We start from the raw sequence: 20,455 nt of genomic DNA, 5'->3' as shown, positions 1-20,455 counted from the left end.
AAGGAGGAAGAGCAGATGAGCAAGCAAGAAGTCATAGGATATGGCGAATTAGCACTTGTATCGCCTTATGATGTACACACGTTACAGGCTATTTGTCTTACCCAAACAGTCAATGACCATGCTTTGCTGTCCCTAACAGGTATCATCTCGGCAGAACGGAAGGATCAATGTATGCAAGAGGCAACAAGTACAGATCAAATCGAGCTATACCAAATGAGCAAAGGCAAGCGTGTGCGTCCATTGTTTCGAGGGCAAGTGACAAACTTAGCGGTTCGGATGGTCAGAGGGGTTTATCAAATCGAATTAGAGGCAGTATCCGCTACAGCGCAGCTTGATTATAAGCGGCAATCACGCTCTTTTCAAAATCAGCAAATGACCTATGAGGCTATACTTCGTGAAGTACTAAAAAATTATGCTGGTGCAGATGTAATCGACCAAGCATCAAAGGGTGCAAAAACGCAACAATTTATATTACAATATAGGGAAACGGATTGGCAATTTCTCCAAAGATTAGCGAGTCATTTCCGCACAGTACTAGTGCCAGCAGTTGATACACAACAGCCAAAATTATGGTTTGGCTTACCTGAAGGAGATGTTATACAGCTTGCAGCTAGTCATTATACCGTAAGTAAAAACCGTACCTTGTATTTACAGGCTAAGCAAAATGATGGAAGCTATCCACTAGCGGAAGAAGACACACTGTGCTATAACGTATCTTGCACACAGCTGGCCGCTTTAGGGGATCGTGTGTACTTTCAAGGCAAGGAGCTTGTCATAGCAAAATCCGTCGCACAAATGAAACAAGGCATCTGGACATACGACTATCACCTCATGCCAGAAGCGGGCATTCGTCAAGCAAAACAAACCCTAGCTGCTCATACGGGAATATCGTTAGAGGGGAAGGTACTCGAAGTCAAAAAAGACCAAGTTCGACTCCATCTATCGATTGATCAAAATCAAAAGAAAGAGGAGGCGACATGGTTTTCTCTCGCAACACCATACAGCGCAGAAGGACATAGTGGCTTTTATAGCCCACCGGAGGAAGGGGACAGTGTCCAGCTTGTTGTTCCATCCGTTGAAGAAAGCACAGCCTTTGTTCAACAGAGCATACGCCAAGGAGGCGACACCAACCCGAAAATTGCGGATGCGGATACCGCTTATTGGGGGAATGCGAAGGGCAAGGAAGTGAAGCTTGACCCGCAAGCGGTTACCCTCACAGCGACCGAAGGCGCCGTTTACGTGAGCGTACATCAAAACAGTGGCATCGAGGTACAGAGCCAGCATCCGTTATCGGTGAAGGCAGGTGGAAATCTTGTCCTAACAGGTCATACCATCTCATGGACAGCGACCGAATCCATCCATTTCACGTGCCGCTCAAGCAGCCTAGTTCTAGATGGCATTTCCGATATTCAAGGACAAGTCGTTTACATGACAGGTAGCTCAAAAGCGCCCGTTCCATTAGGGGGTGCCTAATGGGGAAGTTTTGGAAATCGATAGGAAAAGCCATTGCGAGTATCCCGTTCGTAGGCAATGCCATCAAAAGTGCTAAAAAAGGCGCACAAACCATCAAGAAGGAAGCCAAGAAGCTCGCTCAAAAAGTGGAGACAAAGCTTGGAGAACTGAAGGAGAGCGCAGAGGAGCTCCTTGAGGAATTAGAGGAATCCGTAGAAGAAGCACTCGGCAAAGTCACCACCTACGCCCGCAAGCTCAAAAACAACTTAGATGAGCTGGCACTAGTACAATGGTTAAAGAAGGATGCGAAGACCTTTGTGCTCGCCGCCTACAAAAAAACAAAGAACTGGGTGAAAGGCGGTTGGAAAGAAGGCGTATCGATGATCGTCGACTTTTGTCCGGGCTTAGGTAATCTGAAAGGTGCTTATGAGGCGGCTTACGGTAAAGACCCGATCACAGGTCGTAAGCTCAGCAAAGCAGAACGCGCCATCTCCGGTGCCGCTATCATCGGTGGTCCTTTTGTCAAAGGGGCCAAACATCTTGGCAAAGGGGCAATGAAAATCATCCCCGGTAGCAGCAAACTCGCCGACACCCTATCCAAACCGCTTACCAAGCTAAAAGATAGTGGCAAACAAGTAATGGAGAAAGTCACCGCCAAGGCTAAGGAACTAAAAGCCCAAGCCAATACCGCCATGGCACAGATGAAGCAAAAGATACAAACAGGTATGGATAAGCTCGGAGATATGTTAAACGGAAATAAACCTCAGCTTGCCACAGCAGGTGCGAACGGTATGAAGGCGGGAGCGAAGAAAGAAAGTGACTCGCTCGTTCAGATGAGTACCAATAAATCCGGTGGTTCAGAGAAGGGTGTTAAGGGTACTGGAGAAGGCACAGTAATAAGGTCAACTGAAGACTCAATTAATAGAATTAATCAAATTAGACAAGAACTTAGCGTTGGTTCAAAAAGAAATATTGCTTTTGCGGAGTATGAGATTAATGGGAAAAAGGGTGAATTAATTGGAGTTAGTGGTAATGCGGAAAGAGCAGGGACAGTTGGTGTACCAGAAAAACGAATTTTTGATACAATTACCACAGGGAATAACCCACGCACACTAGATTCAGAAGTGAAAATCCTGGAGAATTTGGCTTCAAACTTATCACAACAGGCTTCTGGAAAAGTCTATTTGTTTTCCGAATTGCCATTCTGTATATCTTGTTCAGGTGTAATTGAACAGTTCAAAAAAAGATTTCCTAATATTGACGTAATAATAGATCACGGACCTGGAGGGAGTAAATAATATGGATAAAAATAGAATTGTTAATTTATTGGTAAAATATCAAATAGCTACTATTGAGGAGATTCAAGGGTGTAGTGAAAATGAAATCAAAGAATTGGAAGGAGAAATTGGATATAGTTTTCCAGATATGTATCGCAATTTTTTATTAGGAATAGGACATCGTGCAGGTTTGTTATTTCAAGGTACAGATATTTTCTTCAGAAGCATAAAGGGATTAACGGAAGAAGCAATTGAGTTGCTAGAAGAAAACCAAGAATCCTTCAATTTACCAGAGGATGCTTTTGTATTTTCTATGCATCAAGGTTATGAATTTAATTATTTTAGATTTAGTGAAGGAGATAACCCTCCAGTATATCAATATATAGAGGGTGAGGGAGAACCCAAGTTAGCTTGGGATAGTTTTAGTAGTTTCCTTTCCGACGGAATTAATATTACTTCAGAGTTTATTAGAGGATAAATCTGTGTGACTATTTTTTAAACAATTGAGTGTTAAATTAATAGAAACTACTCAAATAGATAATGGCTTTATATTGTGGCAGGAAGATTGTGCATAAAGAAGGTACTCTAGACATTATCACAAAATAAGGAATATTAAAGCTCCATTTTTTAGTCTTTTGATTGGAATTTCTAATCGGTAAAATAATTATTGAAAACTCAATATATTTAGGAATAATAGATAAGAGAGAGGTAAAATTGGCTTTAAATGTTTAATTACTAAAAGATAATGAAACTGTAGTGTACAGATTTGGACATAATGAAATTATTATAGGTGAAAATTGAACTAAATAAATTTACAGAAAGTTTTCCGAGTTAGAAGTTATCCTAGATAACCATCTTCATCTAAATTTTATTATGATAGAGCTACTTAGAAATTGGCTAGTTAGCCTAATAAAAGAAGGGGATGTGTTTCCTTATAGAATGACTTTCGAATCATAGAAACTAAAAAATTTCCTTGATTGGCTAAATGCCTATCAAGGTTTTTTATTTATACGAAAAACTGATGGGATATATACTTAATTAATGATGGTCAGTTATGACACATGAAAATGCTTACTGTGAGATAAGATACTAAGGTGACATTTAAATGCGTAAAAGATAGTGGGACAAAGTGAGAAAGGATCCACAAAAGAACCCTACTGATTTGAATAACACACGTTAAAACAGTAGTATTTGGGCGCCCATGGTATGGAATAAAGATAGTTTCATACGTTTTATTAATGAAAGTATGTGAAGCTAATAAAACGGTGGTTTATAGATTTGGACCGAATGAAAATATCATGGGGGAAATTGAGTTAAATAAATTTACTAAAAAATTTTTCGAGTTAGAAGTTATATCAGGTAGCAATATTCACCATACAAACTCCTTAATAAAATGCGAGCAAATCAATGAGCAAGAAAATCGCTAAATTCAAAAAGAACCCCCAATAAGTCGTTTACATGACAGGTAGCTCAAAAGCGCCCGTTCCATTAGGGGGTGCCTAATGGGGAAGTTTTGGAAATCGATAGGAAAAGCCATTGCGAGTATCCCGTTCGTAGGCAATGCCATCAAAAGTGCTAAAAAAGGCGCACAAACTATCAAGAAGGAAGCCAAGAAGCTCGCCCAAAAAGTAGAGACAAAGCTAGGGGAACTGAAGGAGAGCGCAGAGGAGCTCCTTGAGGAATTAGAGGAATCCGTAGAAGAAGCACTCGGCAAAGTCACCACCTACGCCCGCAAGCTCAAAAACAACTTAGATGAGCTGGCACTGGTACAATGGTTAAAGAAGGATGCCAAAACCTTTGTGCTCGCCGCCTATAAAAAAACAAAGAACTGGGTAAAAGGCGGTTGGAAAGAAGGCGTATCGATGATCGTCGACTTTTGTCCGGGCTTGGGTAATCTGAAAGGTGCTTATGAAGCGGCTTATGGTAAAGACCCAATCACAGGTCGTAAGCTCAGCAAAGCAGAACGCGCCATCTCCGGTGCCGCTATCATCGGTGGTCCTTTTGTCAAAGGGGCCAAGCATCTCGGCAAAGGGGCGATGAAAATCATCCCCGGTAGCAGTAAACTCGCCGACACCCTATCCAAACCGCTTACCAAGCTAAAAGAAGGCGGCAAGCAAGTGGTGGAGAAAGTCACCGCCAAGGCAAAGGAACTGAAAGCCCAAGCTAATACCGCCATGGCACAGATGAAGCAAAAGATACAAACAGGTATGGATAAGCTCGGAGATATGTTAAACGGAAATAAACCTCTACTAGCCACGGCAGGTGCGAATGGTATGAAGACGGGAGCGAAGAAAGAAAGTGACTCGCTCGTTCAGATGAGTACCAATAAATCCGGTGGTTCAGAGAAGGGTGTTACGGGTAATCTAAAATTTACACCTGATTTAGAAAATCATATAAGAAATACCGACCCTTCTGTTCCAAGACGAATAGGGGTGGGAGGGGCACATAATAAAGATGAATTTTATAAAAATGAAGTCAATATATTAAATGTTGAACGACACCCGTCAATGTCTGGAGTTGAAAAGATAACCTATCAAGTGCCATCTGTTGATGGAAAGACTGGGGAAATAACAGGATGGAAAACAACTCATTTCAACAAAACTGTGTATGATCCCAAAGTAGTCTCTGATGAGCAGTATATAAGATTAGGTAAGGAAGCAGCGAAAGATGCATCTGCTAACGGTTCGCTTGGTAGAGAATGGGTTGGTTATGATAGCAAGGGGACAAAATGGAGGGGTTACACTAAAGATGGGGAGGTTACTTCGTTTTATCCAGAATTTTAACTTAAAGAAAGGACATACTTATGCCTAGAGATTTTAGATTATTAGAAGTAGATTTGTTAAAAGCTGAACACTTTCCAATTATTTCATTCTTTAATGCTATTCCAGAATCTGATTTTTTAGAGATTATAGAACAATTTAGTTTGGACATTGGAAGAGGAATTAATGATGCAGTCTGTATTTTTCCTACAGATTTAGACCCTGGTGAAGAATTATTTGAGGGAGTTATGTTTTCTTTGTATGATGAGGAAGTCATAGTAGATAATGAAACGTTCTTATACTATCTTGAGAAAGCTTGCCAAGTATATTTAGAGGATTATCCAGATAAAAAAAACATTGTGGATATCTATTTTGAAAAAATACAAGATAGAAAAAGATAAATAAGTAATGAAGTATCTTTGTAAGTGCAAAATAAACTCTTTGTTTGAGAGGTGATTTCAGGAATTTCATCGTTCACAAAACTACGGTAAGGAATGTGAAGGAAGCAGAGAGACTAAAAGTTAAGCTTTATAAACAAATTGGAGTAGGATTACTTTAAAATAACCTTAATGTATTAGAAAGAATATATAAAACAGTTATGATATTCTCACCAATAAATCAGTAGGTGGTATTTATAATTGTAATGTGATTGTTATCATTATCATACCTTGACTGGCTAAATACCTTTCAAGGTTTTTTAGTATGTTAAAAACAAAACGACTCTGGGGTTACAACTCACATCGTTCTTCCCAATAACACATACACCTTAGGAGGAAGATGAATGGATAAACTACTAGATTCCGATGATCTAATTAGTATGGAGCACTCTCAAGTGGAAGATTTAATTAATGTTTGTTATGTTACTAGGACATTTAAAGACGCTACAAGATATTTGAGTAATAAGATTGGTTTTGAAATAGATTTTGATGGATTTATTTTTTGAGTGACATAGATGAATATGATAAGACTCTTTACGAAGAAAAATTTACCAGTATTGAAATGTACTTAGACAATATGAGAAAAAGTATAGATGCGTAATGAAAATAAATATTAATAATAAACAAATTATAAGTAATACTGATGTAAGATGGTACTTATCGAGTCAAATTATATGGATTGGTAAAGAGAAAAATTACTACGAAATTGAAGAATTAAAAAATAAAAGTTATGGAAGTTTTAAATGGCTGTGGTCTGATTCAGATACTCTATTATTTAATAAGGAAGATTTGAATTTTATAGGAGCAGTAATAAAGTTAAACGATCCAATAATAGTGAAAAATGGGAAAATAGATAAAGTTTTATTAGAAGAGAGAGAAGGGAACGTCAAAATAAGTGAGGAAAGGAATTTCGAATGTAATTTATCGGATTTTACCGAGTACTATATTGAAGAGGATAATTTACTATCCTATTCTGAAAAATGGGACAGAGCAAACCTCTCCATTGAAGTAAAGATAACCTCAGACTTTTCTGTTCTTTTACAGAATAATGAGATGGTGGGAATTTTGATTTATAATGCTAGTAATCATTTAATACCAGATGTAGTTTACCAAGTCGATGCAAATGAAAATATTGATTCGAACTTATGTATAAAGCTAGGTAGATTTTTTGAATTAATTGAAAAAATCGATAACGATGATTTAACTCAACATGAAGAATTGGAATTAAAAAAAGCATTTTTAGAAATTTACGAAGAAGTTTTACCTAATAATGAACTAAGTTATGTTGCATTAAAAGACACTATATTAAATGTAGTAGATTATTTGTGAAATTGGGTAAATCGCCAGTATATTCTATGATATTGGGTGGACTATAAGTCATTGTATTTAAATTAATAACTATTGAAAAATCCTCTTGAAGGGCACTTTAAACCGCCTTTCAAGAGGATTTTTTTGCAATTTTGCGCGCGAAGCTACAGCAGCTCAAAATCTGATTAGATAACAAGTGCTTTTTCGAATGATGCGTATTATTACGTATGCAACTCAACTCTTTCAATAAGTAACGAAAGGTGAAAAATTCACATTGCAATACGCAGAAACCGATTGGCAATTTTTAAAGCGCCTTGCCTCACGCTTCAATACGGGCTTAGTTCCTGCGGCAACCTTTGCACAGCCCAAATTCCATTTTGGTATCCCGATAGGCAAGGCGCAGGGCAAGCTAGAGGACTATCACTACACAGTGCGTAAAAGACTAGCAGACTACCTGCGCTATACAGAGAATGGCAATGACGGTATGGAGGAGCACGATTTTTTATACTATGAGGTCGAAACTGATAAAGTGCTAGCGCTTGGTGATACGGTCAGCTTTAATAAACAAACCCTTTATATACGCGCAGCCTCCACAACCATGAAGGACGGCTTGTTAAAGCATGTGTACACATTAGCAACGAAAAATGGCATGAAGCAGCCTGAGTTATTCAATGATAACGTTGTAGGCTTATCGCTCGAAGGCAAGGTGCTCGAAGTAGCAAAGGATCATATCAAGGTACATCTAGAGATTGATGAAAAGCAGGATAAAGGCAAGGCACATTGGTTCCTCTATTCCACACCTTATACAGCAGAAGGACATAGTGGCTGGTATGCGATGCCAGAAATCAATGATTTTGTGCATGTTTATTTTCCAACGCAGCGTGAGGAAGCAGGAGTGGCAAGTAATTCGATACGTAAAAATCGAGAGACAAGCGCTACAAATAAACTAGACGACCCTTCAACGAAGTATTATCGCACCGCCTTTGGCAAGGAAATCAAAATGAGTCCAGATGAAATTGTGATTACAGCACTGGATGGCAGTGTCTTTATTCGTTTAAATGAAGCGAATGGCATTGAGCTATACAGCAAGGGAGCCATTCAACTAATTTCACAGGCGGATATTTCGATTAATGCAAGTAAAAAAATCCTTGTATCTGCTGAGGAGGAAATCTCATTGAAATGCAAGGAAAGCAGCGTAAAAATGGATGGCAATGTGCAAATTTTCGGTAAAGAAGTGAAGGCAAATTAAGGGGGAATAGCCATGCAGGAAGTGAAAATTTTACAGCATTTTTATGATATCGAGGTGCCCAAACGACGCTTGCACTACCTGCTAGCATTAGAGGATTTCTTTCAAGTGAATAAAGAGCAGCTTGCAGCGCAATTTCAACAGGATTTTCAAATCATTTGTCAGGAGCTAAAGCAACAGCAAACACAGCAACAAAAAGAACCGCTTGGTCATATCACCTTTTCCCTCTTGCGCACAGAGCTACTAACAGGGCGCTATTTATCGATTGTAGAGGGGACGAGCGGCGAATGGTTTTTCGATACAAAACCAATTGCGACTACCTATGATGCAGGCTGGGCACTGCAATTTTTAACACAATTTATTACAGAGCTATCGCAATACAGCCAAACCTTTATGGGGATTATTTCACAGGCAGATATCGAAGCCATTCAATTACGTGAGGCCATCCATTTTTATCAATATGTCATTAGCCTTGCGAGATATGCGCTATCAAATATTGAGGGGTGCCCTGCATTTAAAGAGCTATGGTGCGAGCCATTAGTGGAAATACGTATCGGGGAGTTTATGGATAACAGTGAGGTTGTTTATGCGACAGACGCCTCTGTAAAAGATGCACAAGAAATGAAAAAATGGCTTGAACAAAAATTAGAGGATGAATATGCATACGAGGTATTTCGTCAGCTTGATTTATCAGAAGGTAACTATCTTACTATCGATGCTCGTTATGCCTTTTTCCATGAGACAAACCTGTCGCATAGTAATTTATCGGAAAGTCTACTAATAGGCACCTCTTTCCGTGATAGCCATCTGACAGAGGTGGATTGTAGCTTTAGCATTATCCATGAGGCAGACTTTACAAACTGTCAATTACAAGGAGCGAATTTCCAGCAAGCACAGGGAGCAAGCGGTCTTTTAGATAGAGAGCAATGGCATATGTCTGGTTATTTGCCAGTGCGTTTTACAAATGCGAATTTAGCAAATGCCAATTTTACATTAGCCGACTTGCGGGGCGCTTGCTTTAAAGGTGCCAATTTACACAATACACAGTTTGCAGGTGCCAATTTAGAAGGGGCTATCTTTTCAAAGGAAAGCCAAGCAACTGTACAGTTGGATTCATTCCAAGCAACGCGCGTTATTTGGCAATAAAGGAGAGGTATTGATGAACTATTTTATTTTGACACAGGACAAACGTTTATTGCACGCGGTTGAGCCGATAGGTATTGCCCAGGTGATAAAGAGGGAGCAGTTAACTGTTGAAAGAATGGAAGAGCTAGATGCGATAGATCGCCAGTTTCCTCTAGTACAGAAAAAGCATCATGACTATATCGACTTTATTGAACGACCTGTGGCACTTTTCTCTGATGCATTCAAGCAGCTACTAGAAAAATATGAGCCAAGCTTACCTCGTAAGCCTGTTATTTTAGCGGATATACAAAATATGAAGCAAACGCCTTATTGGTTAATAATCCCGCCTAAAGTAGCTTGTTTGGCACCAGAAACGCAGTTTCATCTAGATGGTTCCGTGAAAAAATTAGTCCTTGATGAGGTGCTCGCAGCGCCATATCCATTTTTTCAAATTGAAGGCATTCATGAAAACTATTTTGTACTGAATATCGAGTTAGCCGAAAGTATATTGCGTCGAGGTTTTCGAGGACTTTACCTACAAAAGGTAGAAACGATCGGGAGATGGCAGCAGCTACTTCCTATAACGAAGGAGGACTAGAGGATGTCAGAGGAATTACAAACAAAGGGTGCCGCACAATTTAGCTACGTCGTGGCAGGGGCAACTTTATCCTGTTCGCAGGGAGACCAAACAAGTAAATTACAAATGCCTGTTAGCCATGGCGTCTACACCAAAAATAAAGCACAAATGAATACGATGGACTTCCAGCCAATCAAAAATATTCAGCCATTCGGACTTTGTCAAACATTAGCGAATCCTGCTGTCGCAGCCGCGACAGCCGCGAATAATGGGGTGCTTAAGCCGATGCCCTGTACTCCTGTTCTAACAATGCCTTGGGTGGACGGAAAAAGTGACCAATTAATTGAAAACCACCCTGCCTTAACAACACAATCGACGAATATGTGCTTATACTGTGGAACCATTCGCGTAGAGGAGGATGGGCAGGAGTAAGGTACGAATATGGAGTCATGATGGCAATCAGAAAGGAGGAATCACTTATGAATACACAAGGAGTTGTCGGTTATGGAGAGCTTGAGCTTGTATCCCCTTATGCTGTACAAACACTACAGGATATTTGTCTAGTTGAAACAGTCAATGACCATGCTAGACTAACGATAACGGGGATGATCTCCGCAGAGCAAAAAGATCAATGCATGCAAGAGGCAACGAGTACAGACCGCATCGAGCTCTATCAAACAAGCAAAGGAAAACGTATTCGTCCGCTATTTAAAGGACAAGTAACAGATTTGACCGTGCAAATGGTTCGAGGCGTCTATCAAATCGCTATCAAAGCCATCTCATCCACTGCCACACTGGATTATAAACAAAAGGAACGCTCCTTTCAACATGAACAGCTAACCTACAGTGAGATGATAAAGCAAGTATTAGTCGATTATCAAGGCGCAGATTGTATCGACAGCGCTTCAAAGGGTGCCAAAATTCCACATTTTATATTACAATATAGGGAGACGGATTGGCATTTTCTGCAACGAATGGCTTCCCATTTCCGTACCGTACTTGTCGCTGCCGTCGATGCAGAGCAGCCCAAACTATGGTTTGGTTTACCAGAGGGGCGAATCCAATCACTCAATGTAAGCCATTATCATATTACAAAAAATCGTGCACACTACTTGCAATACAAGCACAATGACACAGAACAGCCGTTAACAGAGGGGGATTTGCTCACTTATCAGGTCACTTCTACACAACATGTAGCCCTAGGTGACCGTGTGCACTTTCAAGGCAAGGAGCTCGTTGTAGCAAAATCCACCGCACAAATGGTACAAGGCATCTGGACTTACGACTATCAATTACTGCCAGAAGTAGGCATTCGCCAAGCCAAACAAACTCTATCCGCCCATACAGGTATCGCACTAGAGGGCAAGGTGCTGGAAGTCAAAAAAGACCAAGTTCGACTTCATCTATTGATTGATAAAAATCAAAAAAAAGAAGAAGCAGCCTGGTTTTCCCTCGCAACACCTTATAGCGCAGAGGGACATAGCGGCTTTTACAGCCCACCCGAGGAAGGAGACAGTGTTCAGCTTGTTTTGCCAACCGCACAAGAGCCCACAGCCTTTGTGCGCCAAACAATCCGCAAAGGCGGCGACACCAATCCAAAAACGGCTGACCCAAAAACAGCCTATTGGGGCAATGCGAAAGGCAAGGAACTCAAGCTTGATTCACAAGCCGTCACTGTCACCGCAAAGGAAGGCGCTGTATTTCTCAAGGCAGACCAAGCGAGTGGCATTACGGTACATAGTCAGCATCCCTTGACCGTCACGGCTGGTGGTGATTTAACCATGACAGGCAAACGCATCAGCTTCCAAGCGCAGGAAACTTTGCGCTTCACCTGTAGCTCCAGCAGCTTTGTCTTAGATGGTATCACCGATATCCAAGGACAAATTGTGTCATTAGAGGGCAGTATCAAAGCACCTGTTTCGGTCGTAAGTGCAGAAGATGACGAAGAACCAGACATGGAAGCCGCCCTTGATGTGATGGGCGCCATCCCGCAAGGCGGTGGTGCGTAATGTTCAGAGGATTTACCCTAGCAGCAACAAGCTTTTTCGCAAGTATTCCCGCAGTAGGCAAGGCAAAAAGCGCAAGCAAATCCTTAAGCAAGAAAATTGCTAAATTCAAAAAGAACAATAAAAAGAAGCTCAAAAAACTGAAGAAAAAGCTAAAGAAAAAGATCGGTAAAGTATACACAAAGGCAAGAAAGCTACGCAACAATTTAAAGAAACGGCAATTGGTCAAACGAATTAAAAAAGCAGCGAAACGCATGGCGCTTGCAGCCAAGAATAAGCAGCCACCCAAAAAATCCAAAGCTAAAGAGACGAAAACACAACAATTCATCAAGGAATTCAAGGCTGCATCAAAAGAAGCAACTAGAATATACCATTCCATTAATACGATGGAGCCAAAAAAAATCACCAGCAAGATGTCTTTAACGGAACAGCTAACGACATCCCTGTGGAATGGTGGTTTGGAATATGTTCAAAAAAGCAAAGGAAAAGTAGATTCCCTTGCAGATACCGCAGTGGATACTGTAAAAGATACATGGTGGATGGTGACCAATCCAAAAGAGGCATTGAATAACATCAAAACAGCCATCACCCACCCAGTCGAAACAGCGAAAGCGATGGGACAATCGGCGCAAGAAACCTTTGAAAAAGACTATATGCAAGGGAATGCATATTCACGCTCATATGTCGAAGGCAAAGCCATATTTGGCATTGGGGCAGCTATCGTGGGAACAAAGGGAGCAGGTTCTCTCACGAAAGTGGGGAAAATACCAGATGTACCAAAGAACAATAAAGTGCCAGAACCAAATAAGCCTGCCTTGGAGAAAGATGTTAATCAACTGGATAAGGGTACGGGTAATGGTGTATCTAAACATAACTATTCCGCTAACAGCAAAAATCACTTAATAAAACCTGAAGGTGTTAGTAAAACAGGTGTAAGTGGCGGTCATAATGAAAAGGAATTTTTCAACTATTTGGATGCGAATGGAATTCCCTATAAAGTGGAGAAAAAGGAGCCACATCCTTCTGTTCCTGGTGTACAAGATGTGTACTATAAGATAGCAAAACAAGAACGTGGCGTATATACAAATGAATTCAAAGCAGCAACTCATAAAAAGACAGTTTACGATGAAAATGTGTTTACTGATGAGCAAATGTATAAATATGGTCAAGAGGCAATGGATAACGGTACTGAATATTTAACTAGAGGTGGGCAACAGGTAATACAAGGCACATCAAATGGATTAAAATTTGAAGGGTGGAAAAATCCAACTACAGGAGAAATAGAAAGTGTATACCCAGTATTAGAATGGAAAAAATATAGTAATTAGGAGGGTTTTCATGTTAATAGACAAACAGCCAGTAATCCAAGATTTTTTCTCTTTTTTGAAGAGTGATTTACTCGATGTACTAGAGTGTTTATCCAAAAGAGAACCGTGGCAAGATCATATGATGGGATATGAACTTCCAGAGCATTCTGAGGAGATAGAATTTAAAGAAGGAATAATGATATTTATGAACACAGCAACATATAACGAAATTATTATGGACAGCTCAGATTTCTATGGTTGCTTGGAAGAAATTTGTATGGAGTTTGTTGGTGAAAATCCGGAACAGAAAGTCCAAGTGTATTTACTTATGGACAAGATAAAGACTATTTTAAATTTGTGAAAGTTTCACACTGAGCTGAGTAAACCTACCAATCAACCAAAAACAGGTAGGTTTACTTGAAACATATATGTAGAGCAAATAGCTTGATGTATTTCAGTATTTATTAAAGAAATTGATGATTAAGATTTTGAAAAGTGGAAAAGATAGAAACATTTTTAATACCTTGATTGGCTAACCACCTTTCAAGGTTTTTTGTTATGGATAAAACAGCAAGAATCTAGGATTATAGCTCATAACAGGAGAGTAAAAGAGAAATTAGAATTTGTTGATAAAATAAAGCCATGCCATGTTTAGAATCAAAATGTCATGAAGGCAGTACCATCATGAGTATTACTAAACAATAAGAAGCGTGAGAAGTAAGCGAGATGACATTTTACATGGTGAGGGTAGTAAGAAGTGGGAAGGAGTAATAAACAAATGATACTGACACCGGTCGTGGCGATAAACAACAAGAAATACAAAAGGGCGTACACAATTTTATTAATAATTAAGATAGAAAAAGTCGCTTCTTCCAATAACGAAGGCGACTTTTAATCTTCTATTTCGATCAGGTCGATGATTTCTCGAATATCTTCAATCTCTAATGTTTCTGCAATTTTTTTGATATGATGGAAATGAATATTTTGTCTTTTTTGGTTGGCAAGCTCACTTAAAGCGACATGACGTATATCTGTTAATCGAAACAATTCTCGAAGTGATATACCTTTTTGTTTGGTTAATTCATGGATGTTTACTTTAATTTTTTTCGCCATAGCTATCCCTACCAACGAAGGTAGATTAGGGTACGGTTAATGTTACTAGAGCACAACAAAGAAACCTTGACACTTTAGACAATATAGTAAATAAACATTTAACAGACAAAGATTTTTCAGGGACCTTAAGAGACCTACAAGGTAATCCTGTTCCTAAACCTAGTGGGGGATATTGGAACCATCTTCAAGAAATGCAGGATTCATATAAAGGATTGGTTAAGATAAGAAAAGGGTTAGAAGGTTCGGTAAAGAACCCAAACTTAGACGCTGCAACAAAAAAAGTATTACAAGATGGTTTGGATACGGTTAAGAAAAATATAAAAAAATAGAAGACTTGTTAGAACCTTTTGGAGGGATATAAAAATGAAGATAAGGGATATTTATCAATTGCCACAGAAAGAAGTACAAGAAGACTATGCATTGGAAGAGTGGTATAATACCTTAATAAATAAAAATATTACAGAATTGGATATTATTGATTTATATAGAATGATTAAACAGAATATTTTTATTGAATTAGCAATCGATAAAGCAATAGGGTTTCTTAAGCTTAATCCTCTAGAAGGTGATGTTTATGACGGTCAGTTATTAGAGGTACTATTTTCTGTTGATATGGAAAAAATTACAGAACAAAAGGAACCACTTAAAGAATTACTTATGGACGTAAAGGAAAATATAGAAATAGATAATTTTATGAGCGATGAGGACTTTAATGAATATAAAGACTTAGTAGAGGAATTTTTAACTAAAATAAACTCATACTAAACTTAAACTATTACCTTGATTGGCTATATGCCTTTCAAGGTTTTTTATTACGATTAAAATAATAAAGTTTGAGGATAACAACTCATGATACGCAATAGTGTTGATAAGATAAAACCATACCATATTCAAAATCCATATATCATGAAGGCAGTGCTTCATGAGTATTAATAAACAATAAAAAGCATGAGAAGTAAGCGAGATGACATTTTATATGGCGAGGGTAGTAAGAGTGCGAAATAGTAAAAAGCAAATAATATTGAAAACGCTTGTGGCGATAAATAATAAGAAACATAAAAAGATACCCTTGCTCTGCATTAACTAAGCAGAATGAACGCGATTTTTTCATAATTACGATAGAAAAGTCGCTTCTTCTAATACCAGAGACGACTTCTACTAATCTTCTATTTCTAACGAGAGGACTTATGGACATTGTTAACTAAAAATCAACGCGATAAGACAATAAACTCTATAGTATAAGGAGGGAAAATTTCATGCAATGTACTGCAAAATTAATTGAATTAAGTCCACTAATTGAAGAAGAAGCTGTTCTTGAAATAAATGGACAAAGACTCGTGGCTTTTATCAATAGCTGTCCTTTTGAAATAGATAAAGGAGAACAGTATGTCATTGAAATTGGGTTGGTTATACTTAATGATTGTGTAATTTCTAAGATTGGTTCATATAAAAAAGAAATCGAACAGATAGAAGATGGCTTTTCGTATTTTATTAGAGGTACGTTAAATATTGATAACTGTAATATAGATGCAGGTGGCATATTATTTGAGATAGACAAAGAATTTCTTTTCGATTATGGATATCTTCATAATCAATGTGTACAAATTCGTGTCGATAGATTAAGTGTCAATTTTATTGAATGATATGAAAAATCTTCATGGCGACAGTTGGAACCATTTGAAATTGAACCATGAATATATCTAGACAAGAAAGTTAAAATGAATAAATGATAAAATGGTGGTAGTTGGAAAATCGGACTATCATCATTTCTTTAAAGAAAATTGGTTTTATAATATAGGGTACAGGTAATGAATTAGCTGTAGATGGCTGGAAATTTCGGGTACATCGAAATGTATGGTAGAGTATACAACTAGTGATGCGACTACACATGGTATGCCAATAAATAGTCAAACTTTATTGGCAAGTTTCGAAAGCTATTAATGAAGGTGCCAAATTATGAAGGAATTATGAACGTAGGCAATTGGGAGTTAATATTTAGTAAACCTCATGGAGATGGATTACCACCAGTAATAAAGCATGCTGTATACATACCTTAGAAGGAGACATGGTTATGTTAAAAGTAATAGAATATAAAGAAAGTCAGCCTATAAATATTGAATATGATCTTTATACACCGATTAATATAGAATTTGGTACTTGGGATATATCAAAAGAACAAACGATATATTGGAGAACTGGGGATTTTAAGAAATCTTTAATTGAAATAGGAATAGGGAAATATACAGGAAATATTCGTTCTATTACATTAACTTTGAGTGAAAATGTACACCAAATAGACGATTTGAACTTGGATATGAAAAATATAACTTTAATTAATGGTATACCTAATTTTCAAGTTGAAGAATATGACGATAAGACATATATAAATGAGAACAGTAAATTGAATGTATATATAGGGATTGATAATGTATTAATTTCATTTTCAGAAAATGATACTGTGTCAATTGTGCAAAATGATAATGTGGGATTTGCTTTAGACAATGATAAAATGGTTTGTGGTGTTATAGTAAGTGGCATGTTAGAACGTGAAAGGAATAAAATCAGGGGGATACTTGTTGGACGGTACTGAAAAAAACCCTGATATGGCTAGAGTGATAGTGAAAGAGGATGGTGGAATTAGGTCTGCTTTTCCATTTAGTAGTGCTCATCCTTCAGGGATAGGAAAATAATATAAAGGAGAAATAACAATGGAGAATGTATACCCAGAGTATGTTACTAAGAGTGCTATTGAAGGCCTTGTAAAGAAAGTGAAATTACCTGCTCCTGATGAATTTTCACAAGATTGGGAGTATGAAGTGGCGGATTCTTCACGAATAACAGAATTCTTATACGCCTATGAAAATATCGAATTAAACAAAGATGAAAAATTCGCTTTAATGATTATTATTATTTCATCATTAAATGATGCTATAGTAGAAGGAAAGGCTGAGGAGAGTTCGGTAAGCTTGATTAGGTATCATCTTCTTCAAGATAATAGTATTCACAAGAATACTATATATTATTGGTCGATGTTGGATGAGGATGATTTGGAAAATTGTCATGCTGCAACATCTTTTATAAGAGAGATTACATATGTCGCTGAATTGGATGATCAAGACTAGAGTTGCTAGAGGGGAATTACTGGATTTACGACTCCAATAATAAGAACATACAATACAACTAACATGCCGAACATTTGATAAACTTTCAAAGGATTAGCTGAAGTTTACCTAATTTGTGAGGTTTTTGGGTACAGACAAAAGCCACCAAATAAATAAAAATAAATCTTAGGAAATTATTACTGAAATTTATAAATAGAACTTTTGAATAAATAGGGAGGATACTTATGCGAAATTTGTCAGATGAAACAAGAGACAAATTGCTACAAGCAGGATGGAATCCAAATAATAAGATTGAATTAACCGAAATAGTAAAGTTTTTAGAGGCGATGGGGTATCAAGTGTTTAATCCAGTGATTGATGCATTAAGTCAGTTTGGTGGGGGTGAATATAAATTTAAGCACTCGGATGGAAGTTTGGAAACCTTTCATTTTAGCCCAAAAGAAGCTATTGGGGATTATTATGAAAAAGAAGACTTTGAGGAATTTGAGGTAAGAGTGAAAGAGCCGCTCGTGGTAATTGGAGAAGCATACCGTGGAAATTTAATAATGTTTATTTCGAAGTCAGGTAAGGTCTTTGGAAAAAACGGATATTCATTATTTAAGTTTGGAGATGACATATTTGAGGCACTAGATACTCTTTGCTTATTTAGAAAACCAGAAGAAATAGAATAATAAAATTCAGACATTCTATGAATGACTTTGACAACACGAGAAGAGGCTAGCCAGTATCGATTAGAAAATACACAATTTTATATGATGAAATAAATACTTTATTAATAAGTGTAAAACAAGGATTGGGAATAGCAGGTGTAGATTCAAAAGATTTAATTATTGTTAAGAGAGAGTAGTAAGTTCTCTGGTCTTTATGAAATAGATCATCAGATACACCCTTAGTACATACAGAGGAGTTTAACCTGTAAAAGACCCAAAACCGTATATAATCCTAAAGCATAATCTAATCAATAAATATTAAAATGGGCAAAGAGACAATGCGGAAAGCATTAACTGCAAATAGGGTTATTGGAAGAGTCGTTAAAGGATAAAGAGGAGAGCGTTATATGGATAGAAAAATGGAAAGTATAGAGGAAAAAAAAGAGTTTATGATCTCATTTTTTTGAATTGTAGGTAAAGAGAAATATTACAATGCATTGAACGAATTTAAGAATCAGACAGGATTCGGAGTTGACTGTATAAGAATATTATTCTATAGGGATTTTGAAGACTGGGAAAAATATCGTTGTAAAGAAAATGAAGTTGCTTTAATTATGGACTATCCTGCAGTTGAAGTAGATACAATTGGATATCTCGATTTTGCGCAATTTTATGGTTTTCTAGTGAATGAGAGTCAAAGGTACACAGAACAATACCCTGAAAAGCATGATAATATTAATAATCTCTTAAAAGAGATATATATTGAGTTTGGTTTGAATTAAGATATTACGGATATTTATAGTATAAATAAAATTTCTTTTTGATGGGACTACCCAGTGCTGAATGAAATTATCATATGACCAACAACACACTTAACCTATGTAATACACGCATAAAGGTTTTGTCATTTACAGTAATTATGGTAATTCCAAAGGGAATTAAGAAGAAGTAAGAGGGATTTTCATGGTAATAAAATATGATGAATATTAACTACTTGAAATATTTAAAAGTGAACTAATAATAATTGATAAAGAAGCTGAAATTTACAAATATAAAATGCAGGGTCCTCTAGGATTTGAAATAGCATTTTCTTTTTCGGTTTATGACCAATATGCAACAATAAGATTGGATAATAAACAACTACAAAATCCGTTATATGACATTGAAATACAAAATGTAGAGGAAATTAGAGTAGAGAATGCTAAATTATTAATAATAAAGTGACTAAGTAAAGAACCAGTAATCGAGGTTAAAGTTAAACCTAACTTTGTGATTGATTTATGTATCTAAACTAATAATAGGTCAAGATGATATTTTATTTTCGACCTATATCAGCACATCCTACAATACAACTATATCATAAATTATCACTAAAAGAGCACAGGCTGCCACAATGAAGGTCAAATCAAAGCACCAAAATATTGAAAAGGGTAAGAAAATTATAATATTTTTGAGGCATTTGTGAAACCAAAGCATTCATCAATAACTAAGGGTACAGTTGAAGCTACTAAAATGTCTGGAGTAGTGCAAAATCGGATAAACATTGCTATTGGACCTATTAGATTAAGCACTTCTAAAAAATGCGAGATGGGAGCATTTTGTTGATTGTCACTTTACTCTTGAAAAAAACGCAGGTCAAAATCAGGGAGTGATATAAACGTGGAGATTAGATGTGAAAAAAATAAAGGGTATATGTTTAGTCCTAAAATCGTAAGGGAAGGTAATGAAACAACAACTATATTTAATGGTATCTCTGTAGGTACTATTTATAGTGTTTACGGTACAATGATTTACGGAGAAGGGGTATACTATCTCATTTGTGATGATTTTGAAATGTCAAATTGGTATCCAGCAGATTTGTTTTCTGTGACATCGGGTTTGCTTCCTGAACAGTGGTATTTTAATTATTTTGGACAAAGTGAAAACTTAAGTACCATATGGGGATACTATGAATTAGTGAATGATGAAAAACATTTTGATGGATTAGGTGAGCAGGAACCAGACGAAATAGATGTATTTCTAAAGAGAAAGAATGAAATGTACAATTAATTATGTCTTTTTTTGTGACGGGCGGTT

General features: G+C 37.3%; 23 protein-coding genes. 22 read left to right on the top strand and 1 reads right to left on the bottom strand.

All coding sequences use genetic code 11. The features are described 5' to 3' along the window. The first annotated feature begins 15 nt into the window (after window positions 1-15). The 14 genes from TY13_RS07890 (at window position 16) to TY13_RS07830 (ending at window position 13,855) form a co-directional block, all read left to right on the top strand. The gene (locus TY13_RS07890; protein ID WP_052344265.1) at window positions 16-1,473 is read left to right on the top strand and encodes a contractile injection system protein, VgrG/Pvc8 family; all 1,458 of its coding nucleotides are present in this window, start codon (window positions 16-18) and stop codon (window positions 1,471-1,473) included. Further along, a complete protein-coding gene (locus tag TY13_RS19765) occupies window positions 1,473-2,750 on the top strand; it encodes a pre-toxin TG domain-containing protein (RefSeq protein ID WP_052344264.1) in 1,278 nt (425 codons plus the stop codon). Before TY13_RS07890 ends, TY13_RS19765 begins: the two co-directional genes overlap by 1 nt. 1 nt (window position 2,751) lies before the next feature. Next, entirely contained in the window at window positions 2,752-3,207 is a 456-nt protein-coding gene (locus TY13_RS07880) for an SMI1/KNR4 family protein (RefSeq protein WP_042473909.1), read from the top strand. Window positions 3,208-4,231: 1,024 nt separating this feature from the next. Further along, the gene (locus TY13_RS07875; protein ID WP_052344263.1) at window positions 4,232-5,512 is read left to right on the top strand and encodes a pre-toxin TG domain-containing protein; all 1,281 of its coding nucleotides are present in this window, start codon (window positions 4,232-4,234) and stop codon (window positions 5,510-5,512) included. Between the two features lie 20 nt (window positions 5,513-5,532). Beyond that, the gene (cdiI, locus tag TY13_RS07870) at window positions 5,533-5,889 is read left to right on the top strand and encodes a ribonuclease toxin immunity protein CdiI (RefSeq protein WP_042473908.1); all 357 of its coding nucleotides are present in this window, start codon (window positions 5,533-5,535) and stop codon (window positions 5,887-5,889) included. Window positions 5,890-6,269: 380 nt separating this feature from the next. Next, window positions 6,270-6,431: a hypothetical protein gene (locus TY13_RS20645; protein WP_154661563.1), complete on the top strand. Its 162-nt coding sequence runs from the start codon at window positions 6,270-6,272 to the stop codon at window positions 6,429-6,431. Window positions 6,432-6,525: 94 nt separating this feature from the next. Next, window positions 6,526-7,254 (top strand): hypothetical protein, encoded by a 729-nt coding sequence (locus TY13_RS07865; protein ID WP_042473906.1) that lies wholly within the window; start codon window positions 6,526-6,528, stop codon window positions 7,252-7,254. A 253-nt stretch (window positions 7,255-7,507) separates the two neighbouring features. Then, window positions 7,508-8,482, top strand: a complete 975-nt coding sequence (locus TY13_RS07860; RefSeq protein WP_230199402.1) for a hypothetical protein — start codon at window positions 7,508-7,510, stop codon at window positions 8,480-8,482. A 12-nt stretch (window positions 8,483-8,494) separates the two neighbouring features. Beyond that, window positions 8,495-9,625 (top strand): pentapeptide repeat-containing protein, encoded by a 1,131-nt coding sequence (locus TY13_RS07855; RefSeq protein WP_042473904.1) that lies wholly within the window; start codon window positions 8,495-8,497, stop codon window positions 9,623-9,625. Between the two features lie 13 nt (window positions 9,626-9,638). Continuing rightward, window positions 9,639-10,202: a hypothetical protein gene (locus tag TY13_RS07850; RefSeq protein ID WP_042473902.1), complete on the top strand. Its 564-nt coding sequence runs from the start codon at window positions 9,639-9,641 to the stop codon at window positions 10,200-10,202. A gap of 3 nt (window positions 10,203-10,205) precedes the next feature. Continuing rightward, window positions 10,206-10,613 carry a DUF4280 domain-containing protein gene (locus tag TY13_RS07845; RefSeq protein WP_042473899.1) on the top strand — a complete coding sequence of 136 codons (408 nt, stop codon included), beginning with the start codon at window positions 10,206-10,208 and terminating at the stop codon, window positions 10,611-10,613. Between the two features lie 47 nt (window positions 10,614-10,660). Further along, window positions 10,661-12,190, top strand: a complete 1,530-nt coding sequence (locus TY13_RS07840) for a contractile injection system protein, VgrG/Pvc8 family (protein ID WP_042473896.1) — start codon at window positions 10,661-10,663, stop codon at window positions 12,188-12,190. After that, the gene (locus tag TY13_RS21000; protein ID WP_042473893.1) at window positions 12,190-13,515 is read left to right on the top strand and encodes a CdiA family toxin C-terminal domain-containing protein; all 1,326 of its coding nucleotides are present in this window, start codon (window positions 12,190-12,192) and stop codon (window positions 13,513-13,515) included. Before TY13_RS07840 ends, TY13_RS21000 begins: the two co-directional genes overlap by 1 nt. Before the next feature lie 10 nt (window positions 13,516-13,525). Further along, entirely contained in the window at window positions 13,526-13,855 is a 330-nt protein-coding gene (locus TY13_RS07830; RefSeq protein WP_042473890.1) for a hypothetical protein, read from the top strand. A 530-nt stretch (window positions 13,856-14,385) separates the two neighbouring features. Here the strand turns inward: TY13_RS07830 and TY13_RS07825 are convergent. Continuing rightward, the gene (locus TY13_RS07825; protein ID WP_042473886.1) at window positions 14,386-14,607 is read right to left on the bottom strand and encodes a helix-turn-helix domain-containing protein; all 222 of its coding nucleotides are present in this window, start codon (window positions 14,605-14,607) and stop codon (window positions 14,386-14,388) included. Window positions 14,608-14,690: 83 nt separating this feature from the next. Between TY13_RS07825 and TY13_RS21275 the strand changes: the two genes are divergently transcribed. The 8 genes from TY13_RS21275 to TY13_RS07790 all read left to right on the top strand — a co-directional run bounded on the left by TY13_RS21275 (window position 14,691) and on the right by TY13_RS07790 (window position 20,428). After that, a complete protein-coding gene (locus TY13_RS21275; RefSeq protein WP_407637717.1) occupies window positions 14,691-14,936 on the top strand; it encodes a polymorphic toxin type 28 domain-containing protein in 246 nt (81 codons plus the stop codon). A 34-nt stretch (window positions 14,937-14,970) separates the two neighbouring features. Beyond that, window positions 14,971-15,372: a contact-dependent growth inhibition system immunity protein gene (locus tag TY13_RS07820; RefSeq protein ID WP_042473883.1), complete on the top strand. Its 402-nt coding sequence runs from the start codon at window positions 14,971-14,973 to the stop codon at window positions 15,370-15,372. Window positions 15,373-15,863: 491 nt separating this feature from the next. Then, a complete protein-coding gene (locus tag TY13_RS07815; protein WP_042473880.1) occupies window positions 15,864-16,250 on the top strand; it encodes a hypothetical protein in 387 nt (128 codons plus the stop codon). Between the two features lie 428 nt (window positions 16,251-16,678). Continuing rightward, entirely contained in the window at window positions 16,679-17,197 is a 519-nt protein-coding gene (locus TY13_RS07810; RefSeq protein ID WP_042473877.1) for a hypothetical protein, read from the top strand. A gap of 118 nt (window positions 17,198-17,315) precedes the next feature. Then, window positions 17,316-17,729 (top strand): hypothetical protein, encoded by a 414-nt coding sequence (locus TY13_RS07805; RefSeq protein ID WP_042473874.1) that lies wholly within the window; start codon window positions 17,316-17,318, stop codon window positions 17,727-17,729. Window positions 17,730-17,953: 224 nt separating this feature from the next. Then, complete coding sequence (locus tag TY13_RS07800) at window positions 17,954-18,400, top strand: SUKH-3 domain-containing protein (protein ID WP_042473871.1); 447 nt, start codon at window positions 17,954-17,956, stop codon at window positions 18,398-18,400. A gap of 446 nt (window positions 18,401-18,846) precedes the next feature. Beyond that, complete coding sequence (gene cdiI, locus TY13_RS07795) at window positions 18,847-19,161, top strand: ribonuclease toxin immunity protein CdiI (protein ID WP_407637715.1); 315 nt, start codon at window positions 18,847-18,849, stop codon at window positions 19,159-19,161. An 877-nt stretch (window positions 19,162-20,038) separates the two neighbouring features. Continuing rightward, on the top strand, window positions 20,039-20,428 hold the full coding sequence (locus TY13_RS07790; protein ID WP_052344262.1) for a hypothetical protein: 390 nt from the start codon (window positions 20,039-20,041) through the stop codon (window positions 20,426-20,428). The last annotated feature ends 27 nt before the right edge of the window (window positions 20,429-20,455 follow it).

Source organism: Bacillus ndiopicus (genome assembly GCF_000612805.1).
Lineage (GTDB): Bacteria > Bacillota > Bacilli > Bacillales_A > Planococcaceae > Metasolibacillus > Metasolibacillus ndiopicus.
This window is presented reverse-complemented; position numbering and strand designations above follow the sequence as displayed.